This window comes from Pseudoalteromonas sp. SG41-2, assembly GCF_014164535.1.
GTDB classification, from domain to species: Bacteria; Pseudomonadota; Gammaproteobacteria; order Enterobacterales; family Alteromonadaceae; genus Pseudoalteromonas; species Pseudoalteromonas rhizosphaerae.
In genome coordinates this window covers 109,206-124,489 of record NZ_JACJFK010000014.1, presented here as the reverse complement: position 1 = coordinate 124,489, position 15,284 = coordinate 109,206, and the positions used below count along the sequence as shown (strand labels likewise).

The window sequence follows — 15,284 nt, the reverse complement described above, 5'->3', positions numbered from 1 at the left end:
ACTCCTAATTAGTGCGATGCCCGTCATCGCCAATAGATTCAGGCTCTGGTAGTGCTGGCGGTTGGGCATCTTCATATGGTTTAGGTGGCGTGATCTCACCAGCGCTTAATACCTCTTCGATTAAAGGAATTAACCGCTGTAAGGTTCTATCTTTTCTAAATGCTTCTCTGCACGCTATTCGTACCTCTCGATCTGGCTGTTTTGGTCTTTTACTTGCTACTTTAAAGGCTGCGGGTACAACCGTATCAAATTTAATAATATCAGCAATATCATATACAAATGACAGCGGTTTACCGGAATGTAAAAAGCCAATTGCAGGGGCATAACCTGCGGCTAAAATAGCAGCCTCAGTTACACCATATAAACATGATGTGGCGGCACTAATACATTGGTTGATAATATCACCAGCTTGCCAATCTTTTGCATCGTAACGGCGTCCTTTCCATTCGACATTATATTGTTTAGCTAGTAATGCGTAAGTTTTACGAACACGCGCCCCTTCGATTCCTCGGAGTTGATCAACACTACGTCGCTCTGGCGCGACTTCACCAAAACGCAATTCAAACATTTTTCGCACTACTTTTAGACGTAAAGTTTCATCAAGCGCTAGCTTTGCTTGATATAGTAATTTATCTGATCTTGCACCTCCAGGCTGCCCTACGGAATAGAGCCTGACCCCAGCTTGACCGACCCAGATCAGCAATGTGCCTGTCGTGGCTGCAAGCTTTACCGCAGCATGGCTTATACGTGTGCCGGGTTCGAGTAAAATACACACCACTGAGCCAACGGGTATATGCATTCGCTCACCATTGACTTCGTCAATCACAACAAATGCACCATCACGAACATCAATGCGCCCCATCGCTACAAAAATCATCGAATTACGATCTTTAATTGGTATGGGTTTAAGCTGGAGAAAAGCCATTGTTAACTATCTGCTTTATATAAAATGAACTCACCTTTTACTAATGCTTTAAATAAAGGCAAGTCGTGTTGGTACTTACGTTGTACTGATTTAAAAATCGATTTAGCTTCTTTGTTTAACGCTTCAATAGCCTCTTTTCTTAACTGTGTAGCTTCTTTTCGATTAACATCTAATAAGATCTGCTGAACAATTTGCTGCGCATTCGATGTAAATTTTTGTATTGCCTGGTTTTTAATACCTCCAACAAAGTTTTTATCGTAACCCACACCGAATATTTTATTGAACGCTAATGAGAGTTTTTCCTTTTGAGTTAAACCTGCATTGATAACTAACGATATTCTTGAATTGTTTTTAGATAATGATGATGGCATTGAATATAAATCATAGACTCGCCCAGCGATCGAGCCTTGATCGGCAATATTTCCACCTACAAGGAGACTTAAACACAAATCTACACCCAATTTATTTTGAAATTGGTTGATAATGAATGCTGGTTTAACTGATGTTTTATCTGTTTCTTTACCGATAACATATGATGTTAATTCTTGCCATGACTGCCAATATTGATCTCGTGCGCAAACGGCATATATACCATCTTCTTTTACATTTCTTGGTGTATAAGGGTGTAACCACCAGCCAGCACCATTATCACGACCTTTTTTGGTGGAGCCATACGATCCACTATACTTAACGCGCTGAAAAGTAGTTACACTCTGATCTGCTGTGTTGCCACATATATCACAAGTACATGGAGTATCAATTACTGGAAAATCAATATGATAAGCAAGTGCAAATAAACCACGTTCTAAACCAATTTTGGGTGCAGAATAAATGTCTGATATCGGCGGAATATCCCACATAAAACGACTTTCGGCATCATCATCTAGTTGGGCTTGCTCATTAAAGTAATCAATACAAACAGTATTTAATAAAATTGTCGACTTTAAATTTTCACCAGAAATAAGAGTGCTTATAGAACCACCACCACGAATACCTGTAGCACCTGTTGGCCCAAAACACTCACCTTTAATATTCATGTGTAAATTATAATTTAAAACATGTGTACAGTCGGTGCAGCAAATACTCACTTCGCTAGACTCTGAAAATAACCCTAGGGCATTTGCTGAACCGCCACATTCAATGCCAGAGACTAATTTGGTAATAGGCCCATCGGCTATTTTTGCTTTACTAGGAAAAGCTGAACGCATAAAACGCTCACCTTCAAACCACTGGCTATCGACTTTTTCAAGTAGTGCATCATATTGTCCAGGGCTTAATCCATTTGCTAAATAATCATTCAAATCTGATATTGTTGGCTTTAACACTACTGTTGAAAGTGATGACAACATTTGCAACATAGCCAACTGTGTTTCATCAAAAAAATACTGTAACTGATAGTCTTTATTTGAGGTCAAAATATCTTTTAATGACACTTTGCCATCAGTCGTTGAAATAAAGGGATCTTTAAGTAAGTTCACTAGCCAACTCCTGTTCAGGTTTAATCATTTCACCACTGACATACACCATTCGCATCGCGTACTTTCTAGATGCAAGTGTTAACTTATCCCTTACTTGTATTCGAGCTACTTGGTTTTCACCTTCAATATCACTAAAAATTTGACCTTTATTCGCCAATTTTTTTAATGCGATTGCTGGGTTACTTTCATCCATTACACGATCAAATAACGGTCTAGTTAATGGGCAACATTTCCGTCCCTGAAATAAGGTGAATTTAGGCGCTTTAACGGCCGCTTCTAATTTACTAATTAGTTCACATTCAGCACTAATAGCAAAGGTGTGCTCGCTGTCACACCAATATTCACGGTATGTGGGTTTTGTGCCTTTTTGAATTTTACCGTCAGGGCTACGGAAATTTTGCACTGTATGATAATCCATCATTTTTTCACCTGCTTGATTTACTTGCACCGCTGTCGTAATTTGTTCTGACAGCTCATAAAGTGCTTGTTGCTCTTTACGGGTAATACCTAGTGCCGCAGCCAATAACCCCACAATGGCTGAACGGGTAGGAAAATGATTTGCTCGCCTATGGACATCAAAGGTTTGCAAGCCATAAGCTGATAAACCTTCAGTTTTTAGAATTAACGTTTTCATAAACAACTCCCATGTTGTGAAACTAATTAAAACGTTAACTCACTAATTTTACTGACTAAGGTTATTTTTTCACTCAATGCTGTTTGAGTTAAATCGAATGCTTTGGCTTGTGATTGTAATTCGTAGCCATCAACTAACATTTCGTAATGAGATACTAAGGCTTTTATTGATTCTTCCATGACTTCACCGGTATTTTTGATCGGCTTCCTAAATGCATTTGCTAATGACAGAGGTTGATTTGAACTTGTACATAAAACGAAATCAGCTTTATTGTGTGCTGCAAATGTTTTCTGTTTAGCTGATGGTGAGACTTGAGCAAAGCAATTTACTATTGTATTTACAATGTGTTTAGTTTCGCTGACCGTTTTTTTGGTATTTTTTGCTAAAAGCTCCACATCTATTGAAGCATAACGATAAAACACGCCAGAGCTAAATTCATGGGTGCCAATATGACCAGAGCCTTGTTCAGCCAAATCATCACACGCTGTAAACCAATCAACTTCAATATCTGCGCTATGAGTTGTTAAGCTATGTGCTACGCTCATTGCTGCTTCAACATTACGTTCAGGGCAACTTGCGTCCATTCTTCCCGATAGTGCAACATCTATAGTGGGTATTTGAACGATTTTCTTTAAATCTTTTAATTCAGTTCCTGCTTGAACCATATTAATAGCTTCTCTGATCGCTCCAATAGAGTAAGGTTGTACCGCATCAAAAAAACGGAGTTTTTCTTTTGTTTCTTTGTTCGTTTCAGTTTTTACTTTTGAGCCCATATTTTCTAAAACGTCTTCAATTAATTTAGCTTCAAATTCAGGCAATTCTTTAATACACAAAGCGAATAAATCATCAAACTTGTTCGTTCTAATTGATAGTTCTTCAACATTTTCTTTGTATAGATCACTTTGGCGAATTGCTCTTTTTAAACACTGACTTGATATGCGACTTCTGATTGTTCCACCGAATACGGCAGTTTTTTGTAAGCCCGAATCATCACGGTTCATCATTGATGATGGATGAGAAATTAACGCATGGATATTAATAAAAGTTGTCATTTGAATGTCCTTTTTAAAATTTTTTAAATACTTAAATTTGAATAAGATTAATCTTGTTCTGCTAAAATAAATTCTTTTAAAAGTTGGCGGCGGGAGTTTTCACCCCAAAATTGTGCTAACTTCCCTAAGCTTTCTAATTGCACTTGTTTACAACGCACTAATTGACGTTTTAAATACTCAATTGCATTGTCACCGCTGCGGGTTATTTGAATAATTTGTGACTCTTTTACGCCTGCTTTTAAAAGAGCAAGAGCTACAGATTGCGCTTCACTTTCTTGAGAAACATCAATTGATGTCATCAAAAATAAAATACGTTGTGTTTGCGTAGTATCTTTAGCACCAGAAAACCTCAAAACTCTAAAGTAAGCAGGGCAATTTGCTAGCTTGCTTAGATTGCATCTTTTCAGCTCCGCTTGGTCACCTTTGCTTAAACTACTGTAAGCGTTATAAATACGTTGATACATAAATTCCCCTAAGTTAACTTGCTTTCGCTAAAGATAATAAACCGGCACCAGCATGTTTTTGTCGGCCAATACCCATAACCAGCGCCTGATAAATTTGATCAGCATTAGTAATTTGTAAAACCCCTTCAAAACAAACAAAGCGATTATTAAAGCTCTTTTTGTTTTTCACTAAAAAACTATCAAGTGCTGTAACGGTGACATTTGCCCCAGAGAGTTTTCGATGCAGCCAAGCGATTTGTTCGTTCTCATTTTTTATTTCAATCACTTTCTTACCTTGGCTAATACATTTAGTAGGATAAGCAACTAATTTAAATTTATAGAACTCTTCATTTTCCACCGTTGGATTAAATGGTTTACTTTGTAAAACGTTAGATTCTTCGCTACTGACCGGCTCTGTGGCCGATTGCAGCAACACCGTCACTTCACCCGTTGCCATTGTATTTTCTACTCGAAATAAATGATCTCGCCGACGTTCAGGGGTATTGGGAAACAAACTCCAAATAGCCTGATGCTGTTCATAACTGTCGGTCGCTTTTAGTGCAACTATGGATATGTACATACCTTCTCCCTAGAATATTTAATCTTATTATTCATTCTTTAGAGGCAAAAATACCCCTAATTCACTGTAATTAATGTCATGATTAACAATCGCTTTTACACAATATAAATCAGGATCCTGTTTGCCTTTTGCATGTTTTTTTGCAATTGCTACAGTACTTAACTCTCTGTCTTGTTGCTCTTGATAATCACCGCCATGCCATAATTCACCTTGTTCGTTAAGCAATACAACGGTTGCGGTCATTTCACCTTCACGGGTTAATAAAGCGCAGCGTGGGTCAACATCATTTAATGGTTTTGAATCGAGAACGCTATACATTTTGGCGGTATAAGCAGAACCATCTTGTTCTTGTTGATAACTTTCAAATAAGGAGAGTAACTCTTCTGGTTCTTCCGTATATGCTTGTTCATTGTGAACATACTCGATAGCGTCACGGTAACAATCTGGAAAAGTAAGCTTAGAGTTTTTATTCAGGTATTGATTTGTACGATATAAAACGCGGATATTACGGTAAACAAAACCACTACCTTGATAATGCGTTTTCCAACTAGATATTGGTTGATCTGGGAGTAAGGTAATAAAAGTAGGTTGTTTTATACGTGTACTGCGAGGGCTTAACTCTGTATTTATACGGTCGTGACGCCATAGTCTGCCCATACGCTGCATTAAAAATTCAATGGGGGCTATTTGACTCACCAAAAGATCAAAATCTAAATCAAGGGATTGTTCTACCACTTGCGTCGCAACTAAAATACGGCCTTGACGGCCAGCATGTTTACCATAAATATCTAAAATTTGCTTTTCTATTCTGGCTCTATCTGAAAAGGTATAACGGGCATGTAATAAATCTATTTCTAATGGTTCATCTTCGGTATTAATTTGAGATTTTAACTGTTGATATAAATTTTGTGCATCATGCACGGTATTACAAATAACACCGATAACTGCACCATTTTTTGCGTGTTCAATTAAGCTTTGTTGTTGTTCTGCAGTTGGCAATAAGTCATTGGACAGCCAATTTTCTAAATAAACTTTTTTTCGTGCTATGGGTTGTTTCAAATCAATTTCTTGGGTTTTTCCATCCATACCAACATGAGTGACCAGTGGATACTCAATACTGCTGACTTTACCTGAGTACGGCTTAACCAATTTAGTTTTTAATGACAAAGGCAAAGTTGCAGAAAGTAATATGACACTAGAATACGCTTGATGTTGCCCTTGTAACACACGTTCTATTAAAGCGTACATATAAGCATCGAAACTATGGATTTCATCTAAAATAAGGACCGACTTTCTAGTACCAAATGAACGGATAAACTGGTGCTTAATACCCAACACCCCCATTAATATTTGATCAACGGTTGCAACTGACAAAGAACCTAAAAAAGCTCTTTTGCTTGATTGATGTAAAAATCCATTTTCATCTGGTATTAAGTATTTAGATTTACTATGCGCCAATGTAAGTGTGCTATCTGGAAATAACTTACTAGCAGCTTCACCTATGCGTTCAAATAAACCATTAGCGGTTGCTTGAGTGGGTAAACCAAAAACAATTCCATCTGCTAAATTTTTCTCTATCAACATAGATGCATAAGCTAATGCAAATTCTGTTTTTCCTGAGCCAGTATCAGATTCAACAATAGTTAAACCTGTTTCTAATGGCATATCATTCAATAGGGTTTGTATACCGCGAGGTTGGTATGGTGAGAATAAATATTCAAAACCTGCACCATTTAACTTATTTAATACACCCGCTTCAATTAACGCTTGTTTAGCTCGTGGTAAAGTGCACTGATAATATTCATTTAAATCCTCAACTTTAGTTTTAAAACTAGTGATTGAAGAACCAATCCAATCGGCAACACTGCATAAACCAGCTAACATTGGAATATCGCCGATATCTGGAATTTCTGTTAAACCTGTCCAAGCCAAACAAAATTCAATCCATTCTTTTCGTGCAACTTTATCTAACTCAACTAATTCTTCATCAGCGTCAGGTTCAGCTAAATTACGGTCAATCGATGTATCACAATAACCATGATGACCGGCTACAGCTTTCATTGCCTCGTTATGGCCGTAAGACTTCATAAAGTGAAGATAACCATGCGAGCCATGTGCGTATTTTTCAGGCTCAACCTCAAACTCTTCGCCTTGTAACTGAACTCTTATTTCTTCTACATAGTTTTGAAATCGAGCATCAAATTTTCCCAAATCATGCAGTAGAACATAAAACAATATTATTGCTTTAGCATCTGATTCCAGGCAGTTAATTTGTATAGCAATTTGCTTTAGCAAAGTGCGAGATTCAGTTAACCAAATGTCAGCAACCGCTGCCACATCCAAACAATGATAAGGTAATAAATGATAATCAGCGCCACTTTGTAACGGATCTTTTTTCGCTTTTCCCCAATATTTAAAATAACTTGGTATCGACATCACTCTATTCCTTAACGGGTTTTATCAAACCCTACGCTTACTAGGTTAATTCAACAACACTGTACATTTATCACCTGTCGCTTAGTTGTACATATTCTTTTATTCGTTATTTTATAGTCAGTTGATTTAAATCAACGAGGTAAATAAGGCTGTAACTGGGCTAAGCATTCAGGACTTAATATGATTTGTTGCGCTTCAGGATTAACGTGATAACTAACAACACCTAATTGTTTTAAAAGGTAAAGTAATAAAGCTGCTCGTATTTTTAGAGTGCGCTGATATCGGCCATTGGGCTGCAATTGCATTTGGTGATCGAGCGCAATAATACGCGCTTTGTTTTGGGCTAAACGCGGATCAGGTTCTATTATTACGTTGAGGTGAGTTTGCCATAATGTGTCGTGTTTTTGGTCAAATTGGGCGGCGCCTTCAAATTCATATTCGCCACTAAAACGGGTTAATACAAAATCTCGAAAGTCTTGGTTTTTTTCACAGTAGGCTCGAACATGCCAACGAGTACCATCAAACACTAAATTATGTGGGCTGATAATTCTTGATTCGAATTCTGGGCTAGCAATGGATGCATAACCAACATCAACACGTAACTTTTGTTTCAGCGCTTGTAAAACGCCTCTTACTTTATCTGGTTGTATGGGTGCAAGTGGTGAGTTTAGCCATGTAAGATACTTACTTTGATCTTGCATACTCGCTTGTGTGGTTTTTAAGTAATTGGTTAGATCCAGCTGCTTAAACTTGGGTATAAAATTATCGCTTGCTTGATACCCTTTTAGCGAGTTGTTGTAAATTAAACTGTGTGGGTTGAGCGCTAAATAATCTTGAATTAGCTGGGATGCATTAGAGCGGCTTATACCAAAATGTTGCTGTAAATGATTGGTTGTCAGGCGTCCTTCCCATTGAATAATGAGCTCTATAAAATGAAACCGTTGTTGGATATTGTAGTTAAGTGGCTGGCTATTTTGATCGGTTGTTTCAACCATGCGTTCCCTGCACTATTATTTTTTATTGTTATTCCAAGTTATCAGAAAAACCATTGATTACAAGCTGAATTCCTTTTCTGCTTGAATGACTTGTTTTAGATCAAAGGTTAAACATACTTTCGAACGCAGCCTCTAATGACATGGGCATATGGCGTTTATCTAAAATCCGATCGTTTAGTTCTTCTTTGAGTACTTTTACTGTTGTGCAATAGCTTAAGCGTTCAGTAATTTCATCGCATTCATTATTTAAAGCTGCTATATGATCTGCAAAATTTTCTTTGATCTGTGCTTTACTACGGCCGTTAAATTTACGCCATACGAGTGTATGTTCATCGTTGCCTTCTTTTTGCCTGCGATGAAGCGCATTTAGCTCGGCTATTTTATTTTGCAGTAATGGTACTAGGTTTGCTTTGGTTTCTTCATCAAAGTCCACATCATCGTCAAAATGCGTAATATAAAGCTGTAATAAGGTAAAGCCATCTTTTGCTTTACGTGCTTCGCTTAGTTGTTGCATTAGCGCGTGCTTTTGGGCTTTTTTAGTTGGGTCTGGCTCTTTATCGGGGTGTAATTTTGACGCTAAGCGTTTGTACATTTTGTTAAGCTGTGAGCTTTTAAATAGCTTTTCTAATTTTGCATCGGTTCTTTGTTGTTTAATTTCATCACGATCAAACCGCTCAAATTGGTCAAAAAAATCATCCCAATCTTCATCATCATCGCTTTGCGCATCGCCGGCATTAAAGGGATCATCTGTGCTTTCTGAGTCAGGCTCTTGGGTATCACCAAAACCTTGTTCGTCTAGGTGTTTATAGAGCAGTTGAGGATCAAGCGTAATTTCCTTTAATTGTTCATCTGTTAACTCTAAACCAGGAAAATCTTGCTGCAGCATGGTTCTGAAAACATTAAGCTCTGACGATGGGATGTCGTTTACCGCTTCTTGATTGTGCTTACCTAAATGAAATTTAAAAGTGTGTGATATTGTTTCCATATCTAAGTGACCAGTAAACGGATGGCTTGCTAAGTAATCTAAATCTGCATTTATCCAATCCACAAGCTCATTTCGCTGCTCATCGGTTAAGCTTTTGCGTGGAATAAATTGGCTCAAATGACAAATCTGCTGTGCAATCATTTGTGCTTGATGCTGTTCGTGCGGTTCTACTTGCTCTTTAAACTGAATAAATAAACCTTGCTTTTTAGTATCAAAATTAGCGTTACGTTTAGTGTGCTTTTCTATGCGTTGCCACAGACGCTCTAACTCTGAGCTTGGTTTTGCTGTGGTTTGTTGTTTTACATTTTGTAAAAAAGTAGTGTTTGTCTTCATAGCAACTCATTTATGCAAATATATATGTGGGAATACTAACATTTTATCATTGCACTGAAAAAGACCTCTTGGCTGATTATGAACACAGCTGGGCAGGCGTTTCTGCTATTCCTTGTATATCGGCTTGTAAAATAAATACGGCGCCGCTGTAGGGGTATTGTTTTAGTATCTCAGGTTCTAGGCCAGTACGGGCGGAGGTAACGGCGATGGTTGTTAGGTCATCGCCAAAAAAAGTGAGGCTGGTGATCCTAGGTGCGGGAAGTCGATAAAAATGCACGATAGTGCCATTTTCACAAAAACGATAAAGGCCGTGGCCATTCCAAGACGCGACCCACAAGTGATTGTCGTTATCGACTGTCATGCCATCGGGAAAGCCCATTGTCTCGTCAAATTTTACAAATACTCGCTTATTGCTAAGCTCACCTTGCTCATTTAAATCAAATTGATAAATAGTGCGGGTGGATGATTCTGTTGAATATAAAATACGGCCGTTTTTACTTATTGCAGGGCCATTACTGATCACATAATTGCTATCAACAATGGTTGGCGTTTGTTGCTGACCAAAGCGATACAACGCCCCAGTATTGTGTTGTTCATGTTTATCCATCGTACCAAAAAACACATGCCCGTTGCGGTCGGTTTTGGCATCATTTAAACGATTATTTACTGCAAGAGTAGCCAGTGGATACAGCTCACTAGGTTGGAATGTGTTGTTATCAAGGTAATAAATGCCGCGCTCAAAACCTGCGATTAAACGCTGTTCGGTGGTTTCCATTATCCAACAAATAGCCTGCTCCATCGGGTAACGGCACACTGTTTGTTGCTGGCAATCAAAACGGTAAAGTAGTTTGTCTAAAATATCGACCCAAAATAAACACTTTAGCGATGCGCTGTAATATGGCCCTTCGCCAAGTAAACATTGGCAAGGAATGATCATTTTAATCGAGTTAATCGCCATTATTTACCTTAAAACAGCATGTGAGTTTATTGCGCTATTTTAACGTTGAAAGAAAATCAGTGCCAGCCCTGAAAAAGTCGCCACAATAATAATTAAAATACGCGTGGCTTGTTCATTAATTGTATTATTTAACAAGTATGAAAGCCCCCAACCAATTAAAATGGCGGGTAAGCATTCAATAAATAGCAGTAAGTCATTAGAGTCAGCGGTGCCCGTAAGCAGCAGCGCAGTGATCCCAAATAAATTAATAAACACGAAGAAAATACTTAAGTTAGCTTTAATTTTATCTTTATTTTGCGCTTGATAGAGTAGCCCCATCGGTGCGCCGCCTGCGGATGTGGTGGTACCAATAAAACCAGATGCTAGTGATGCCAGTACATTAGAGATAAAGGTAAGCTTAGGCGACCAACCTGTAAGTGATAACGCAACTGCAATTAGTAAACAACAACCGAGTAAAATACGATACTGATGGGGATCAACATGCAACATTACCGCTGCAGCAATTAACACTCCGACGGCGCCACCAAAAATTGAATAGCCGGTTTGCTTTAGATCTATTGCGCCACGGTGCTTTATGGCAAGAATTGAGGTGAGTAATAAAGCATTTAAAATCATTGGCCCTGGCACTAACTCTGGCATAAGCCAGTATAAAATAGGTGCGCACAATAAGCCAAGACCAAACCCAATCACGCATTGCAAGCATGCGCCTATTATTAATATAAAATAAACTAATACGATATCGGGCAACGCGTTACTACCTTATTTAACTAGGTTTGACTAATTTACAGACAAGAATATCCTAATATTATAATATCATTGGCGTTAGGTAAATTTTTTATTGAATTTTAAGTCCAACCAGCATCAACAACAAGTGATTGTGCGGTCATCATTTTACTGTCGTCTGCGGCTAAAAATAATGCGGCATTGACAATATCATCGGCCTGTAATGTTTCATTTATACATTGATTATGTCTAACATCTTCAATCATATCTGGAGTTAACCAATGCGTTATTTGTCGCTCGGTCATCACCCAGCCAGGTACTAAGGTGTTAATACGAATATTATCTTTACCATAAGTCGCAGCTAATGAACGGGTTAGTCCTTCGATCCCGGCTTTTGCCGTGGTGTAAGCAGGCATGCCAGTTTGCTTAATACGCCAACTCACTGAACCCATATTAATAATACTACCACCACCAATTCGCTGCATTTGCGGGGCAACAGCTTGCGCCGAAAAAAAACAAGGCCGTAAATTAACGGCTAACTTATCATCCCAGTATTCAACACTCATGGTATCGGCAACGTGGCGAGTATCGTCAGCCGCATTATTGATCAATACGCTGATCTCACCTTGTGTTTTGCCCGTTGTTTCAATAGCGGCTTTTAATTGTTCAATGTCACGAAGATCACAGTAAATATACTGCGGATCAAAGCGATACTGGCCAGCTAACTGGCTACACAATTGCTCACCTTGCTGTTTGGCAATATCAATAAAAGTTACTTTTGCATGCTGCTGACAAAAGCGCTTTACCATGACTTCACCGATCCCCGTTGCACCGCCGGTAATAAAAACACTTTTACCAGCGAGACTTGGATAACTTGTTGTGTGTGATGTTGAGACTGGCATGATTTCCTTAAGTATTAAGATAATTCATTAACAAAACATGGTTATTTCGATTCGTTTTGTGACTCTTTTTCAGCTATTTCTTTTTCAATAAATGACATAGCTTCGTCAATCATATACGTCATCATGTTTTTAGCGCGCTCAGGCTCACCATTTAAAATTGCTTGATACACTTTAAAGTGTTCATCCGCAATGGCTTTTTTATTACCTTTCGCGGGTGTTGTATGCTGAATACTAACGTTAAGAGCAGTACAAATAAAATCACGCAATTGAAAGAAAAAACGATTACCGCTGGCAAACAAAATTGCTGTATGAAAAGCTAAATCACTTTCATGGATTTCGCCATCGGAGGCATCAGCCGCCGCTTGCATTTTTTCAACTGCAATCGCAATCTCTGCAATTGCGCCTTTATCAGCACGTCTTGCTGCAAGTGCCGCTGCTTGTGGTTCAATAGCTAAGCGTACTTGTAAAAATTCTTTTAACACATACAAGGTCGGGCTACTATCAAGCAACCATTTTAATACGCTGGTGTCGTATAAATTCCATGTGTTTGCTGGTTCAACCCGAATGCCTTGGCGCGGGCGCGATGAAATAAGCCCTTTTGCAGCAAGCATTTTTACTGCTTCACGAATAGCAGTACGACTAATGCCATACTCTTCACATAATTTTGCTTCAGTAGGTAAACCCGTTTCAGCAGTGTAATGACCATTAATAATGGCTTTACCTAACTCATTGGTTACCTGTTGCGACAAATTTAAATTTTCAATGCGTGCCATAAACAGTTCCTTTAAAAATACTTATTCTATGATACTACTATAACCTTACCGCGTCATCAGGCAAATCTTTGACAATGCTACTGTAAATACTTTTTTCCGCTGTTTGAACTGTGTAATTGCTGAAAACATAAAAATTTAAAGTATTACTAATTTTTAACAAATCTCTTTCATTCACATCATTTGTATTATAATATTTTTATACACACAAATAATCCGGATTGATCTCCGGGCTTAGATGGAATTAAAGATGATCGAATTAAGTACACTCGACTGGCTAGTGTTAGCGGGATTTTTTGTCTTGTTATTAGCCGTTGTCGTCGTCTCGATGAGACAAAAAGAAGAAGATACTACAGATTATTTTTTAGCTGGGCGTAATGCGAGTTGGTTAGTTATTGGTGCGTCAATTTTTGCCTCGAATATTGGCTCAGAACACCTCGTTGGTTTATCTGGTGCAGGTGCACAATCGGGAATGGCATTAGCCCACTGGGAAATGCAATCGTGGATTATTTTATTACTTGGTTGGGTGTTTGTGCCTTTTTACTGGAGCAGTAAAGTATATACCATGCCGGAGTTTTTAGAGCGCCGCTATAATTCAAAATCACGCACTTTTTTATCGGTTATTTCCTTGATCAGTTATGTACTGACTAAAGTTGCGGTGACTGTTTATGCTGGCGGCATCGCGTTTAAAACTATTTTAGGAATTGAAAGCATTTGGGGCATTGATTTCTTCTGGATCTCAGCCATTGCTTTAGTAGTGATCACCGGTATCTATACTGTACTCGGGGGTATGAAAGCCATCATGTGGACCTCTGTTTTACAAACGCCAGTACTTATTATTGGCTCTGTGGTGATCTTAGTTGTCGGTTTGGATAAAGTCGGCGGGTGGTCTGAAGTTGAACGCATAAACGATATGAACATGCATTTAATTCGCAGTGCCTCAGATACCGAGTTTCCGTGGCCGGGGATCGTATTTGGTTCATTTATCATTGGTTTTTGGTACTGGTGTACAGACCAATATATTGTACAACGGGTACTGTCGGCGAAAGGCATTAAAGAAGCTCGTCGCGGTACTATGTTTGCAGGTTACTTAAAGCTATTACCTATTTTTATCTTTTTAGTACCGGGCATGATTGCCTATGCACTAAAAGTTAAAGGCGTTATTAGTTATGACAGTGCGGACCAAGCGTTTCCCACATTGGTTGCCGAGTTACTCCCATCCGGCGTCAAAGGCATCGTAATTGGTGGTTTAGTGGCCGCATTAATGAGCTCGTTAGCGTCGTTATTTAACTCATCAGCGACGTTATTTACTATCGATTTCTATAAAAAATTCAAACCCGAATCGAGCGAAAAGCATCTGTTAAAAGTTGGCCGCTTAGCAACCGTTGCAATTGTTATTTTAGGTTTATTGTGGATACCTATTATGAGCTTGATTGCAGACGTACTGTATGAATATCTACAAAGCGTGCAATCACTAATCGCGCCAGGTATTGCTGCGGTATTCTTATTAGGTTTATGTAGTAAACGTATTACACCTACAGCGGGATTTGTTGGTTTAGTATCTGGTTTTGTGATGGGTATGTTCCGCTTAGTACTTTTGCCATTTAAAGACAGCCTAGTGGGTACACCAGTGGAATGGGTTACCACAATGAACTGGTTATACTACTGTATTTTACTATTCGTACTCGTTGTCGGCATTATGATTGTAGTGAGTATATTCACCAAGCAAGCAAGTGAAGAGCAATTAAAAGGCCTTACCTTCTCAAGTCTAGACAAAGCTACATTAAAAGAGGTTGCTGATGGCCTAGATAAATGGGATTACATTCATACCGCAGGGATCATCGGTATCACCGCGTTTATTTACTACCGTTTCTGGTAAAACTTAATTAGTTGTTCCCACGTTTATGGGGGGGTGTTATCACCCCCCCTTTTTTACACACAGATAAAGATGCTTATTAAAAAAGAGCAACGTCTAAAACTTAGAGAATTCATGACTGAAGCCATCTCCTACAGGCATGCCTTTCTCACTTACCCTCATTCACTTATCTTTGTGCAAAATTAACTGACTGA

General features: G+C 38.6%; 14 protein-coding genes. 1 reads left to right on the top strand and 13 read right to left on the bottom strand.

Features of this window, described 5'->3' with window-relative positions; all coding sequences use genetic code 11:
* Positions 1-4: 4 nt before the first annotated feature.
* The 13 genes from cas1e to H5186_RS12835 all read right to left on the bottom strand — a co-directional run bounded on the left by cas1e (position 5) and on the right by H5186_RS12835 (position 13,217).
* Positions 5-925 carry a type I-E CRISPR-associated endonuclease Cas1e gene (gene cas1e / locus H5186_RS12895; protein WP_145234111.1) on the bottom strand — a complete coding sequence of 307 codons (921 nt, stop codon included), beginning with the start codon at positions 923-925 and terminating at the stop codon, positions 5-7.
* A 2-nt stretch (positions 926-927) separates the two neighbouring features.
* On the bottom strand, positions 928-2,403 hold the full coding sequence (locus H5186_RS12890; protein WP_145234114.1) for a type I-E CRISPR-associated protein Cse1/CasA: 1,476 nt from the start codon (positions 2,401-2,403) through the stop codon (positions 928-930).
* Complete coding sequence (gene cas5e, locus H5186_RS12885) at positions 2,390-3,037, bottom strand: type I-E CRISPR-associated protein Cas5/CasD (RefSeq protein ID WP_145234116.1); 648 nt, start codon at positions 3,035-3,037, stop codon at positions 2,390-2,392. Before cas5e ends, H5186_RS12890 begins: the two co-directional genes overlap by 14 nt.
* A 26-nt stretch (positions 3,038-3,063) precedes the next feature.
* Entirely contained in the window at positions 3,064-4,089 is a 1,026-nt protein-coding gene (cas7e, locus tag H5186_RS12880) for a type I-E CRISPR-associated protein Cas7/Cse4/CasC (protein ID WP_145234118.1), read from the bottom strand.
* A gap of 47 nt (positions 4,090-4,136) precedes the next feature.
* Complete coding sequence (locus tag H5186_RS12875) at positions 4,137-4,553, bottom strand: type I-E CRISPR-associated protein Cse2/CasB (RefSeq protein WP_145234120.1); 417 nt, start codon at positions 4,551-4,553, stop codon at positions 4,137-4,139.
* Between the two features lie 13 nt (positions 4,554-4,566).
* Positions 4,567-5,112 carry a type I-E CRISPR-associated protein Cas6/Cse3/CasE gene (gene cas6e / locus H5186_RS12870; protein WP_145234122.1) on the bottom strand — a complete coding sequence of 182 codons (546 nt, stop codon included), beginning with the start codon at positions 5,110-5,112 and terminating at the stop codon, positions 4,567-4,569.
* Between the two features lie 27 nt (positions 5,113-5,139).
* Positions 5,140-7,548, bottom strand: coding sequence for a CRISPR-associated helicase/endonuclease Cas3 (gene cas3, locus H5186_RS12865; protein WP_182761399.1), 2,409 nt, complete (start codon positions 7,546-7,548; stop codon positions 5,140-5,142).
* A 131-nt stretch (positions 7,549-7,679) separates the two neighbouring features.
* Entirely contained in the window at positions 7,680-8,543 is an 864-nt protein-coding gene (locus H5186_RS12860; protein ID WP_182794545.1) for a WYL domain-containing protein, read from the bottom strand.
* A 100-nt stretch (positions 8,544-8,643) separates the two neighbouring features.
* Positions 8,644-9,861 carry a J domain-containing protein gene (locus H5186_RS12855; protein WP_182761401.1) on the bottom strand — a complete coding sequence of 406 codons (1,218 nt, stop codon included), beginning with the start codon at positions 9,859-9,861 and terminating at the stop codon, positions 8,644-8,646.
* A 76-nt stretch (positions 9,862-9,937) separates the two neighbouring features.
* Positions 9,938-10,819 (bottom strand): SMP-30/gluconolactonase/LRE family protein, encoded by an 882-nt coding sequence (locus H5186_RS12850; protein ID WP_182761402.1) that lies wholly within the window; start codon positions 10,817-10,819, stop codon positions 9,938-9,940.
* A 39-nt stretch (positions 10,820-10,858) separates the two neighbouring features.
* Positions 10,859-11,566 carry a sulfite exporter TauE/SafE family protein gene (locus H5186_RS12845; protein ID WP_145234128.1) on the bottom strand — a complete coding sequence of 236 codons (708 nt, stop codon included), beginning with the start codon at positions 11,564-11,566 and terminating at the stop codon, positions 10,859-10,861.
* 98 nt (positions 11,567-11,664) lie between these two features.
* Positions 11,665-12,444 (bottom strand): SDR family NAD(P)-dependent oxidoreductase, encoded by a 780-nt coding sequence (locus H5186_RS12840; protein ID WP_149980061.1) that lies wholly within the window; start codon positions 12,442-12,444, stop codon positions 11,665-11,667.
* A 41-nt stretch (positions 12,445-12,485) separates the two neighbouring features.
* Positions 12,486-13,217 (bottom strand): FadR/GntR family transcriptional regulator, encoded by a 732-nt coding sequence (locus H5186_RS12835; RefSeq protein ID WP_145234132.1) that lies wholly within the window; start codon positions 13,215-13,217, stop codon positions 12,486-12,488.
* Between the two features lie 247 nt (positions 13,218-13,464).
* Between H5186_RS12835 and H5186_RS12830 the strand changes: the two genes are divergently transcribed.
* A complete protein-coding gene (locus tag H5186_RS12830) occupies positions 13,465-15,093 on the top strand; it encodes a sodium:solute symporter (RefSeq protein WP_182768119.1) in 1,629 nt (542 codons plus the stop codon).
* The last annotated feature ends 191 nt before the right edge of the window (positions 15,094-15,284 follow it).

What these genes read in the sequence shown, in the direction of transcription:
- cas1e (WP_145234111.1), bottom strand. Translation starts at nt 925, where the DNA reads ATGGCTTTTCTCCAGCTTAAACCCATACCAATTAAAGATCGTAATTCG.
- cas5e (WP_145234116.1), bottom strand. Translation starts at nt 3,037, where the DNA reads ATGAAAACGTTAATTCTAAAAACTGAAGGTTTATCAGCTTATGGCTTG.
- cas7e (WP_145234118.1), bottom strand. Translation starts at nt 4,089, where the DNA reads ATGACAACTTTTATTAATATCCATGCGTTAATTTCTCATCCATCATCA.
- H5186_RS12875 (WP_145234120.1), bottom strand. Translation starts at nt 4,553, where the DNA reads ATGTATCAACGTATTTATAACGCTTACAGTAGTTTAAGCAAAGGTGAC.
- cas6e (WP_145234122.1), bottom strand. Translation starts at nt 5,112, where the DNA reads ATGTACATATCCATAGTTGCACTAAAAGCGACCGACAGTTATGAACAG.
- cas3 (WP_182761399.1), bottom strand. Translation starts at nt 7,548, where the DNA reads ATGTCGATACCAAGTTATTTTAAATATTGGGGAAAAGCGAAAAAAGAT.
- H5186_RS12860 (WP_182794545.1), bottom strand. Translation starts at nt 8,543, where the DNA reads ATGGTTGAAACAACCGATCAAAATAGCCAGCCACTTAACTACAATATC.
- H5186_RS12855 (WP_182761401.1), bottom strand. Translation starts at nt 9,861, where the DNA reads ATGAAGACAAACACTACTTTTTTACAAAATGTAAAACAACAAACCACA.
- H5186_RS12850 (WP_182761402.1), bottom strand. Translation starts at nt 10,819, where the DNA reads ATGGCGATTAACTCGATTAAAATGATCATTCCTTGCCAATGTTTACTT.
- H5186_RS12840 (WP_149980061.1), bottom strand. Translation starts at nt 12,444, where the DNA reads ATGCCAGTCTCAACATCACACACAACAAGTTATCCAAGTCTCGCTGGT.
- H5186_RS12835 (WP_145234132.1), bottom strand. Translation starts at nt 13,217, where the DNA reads ATGGCACGCATTGAAAATTTAAATTTGTCGCAACAGGTAACCAATGAG.
- H5186_RS12830 (WP_182768119.1), top strand. Translation starts at nt 13,465, where the DNA reads ATGATCGAATTAAGTACACTCGACTGGCTAGTGTTAGCGGGATTTTTT.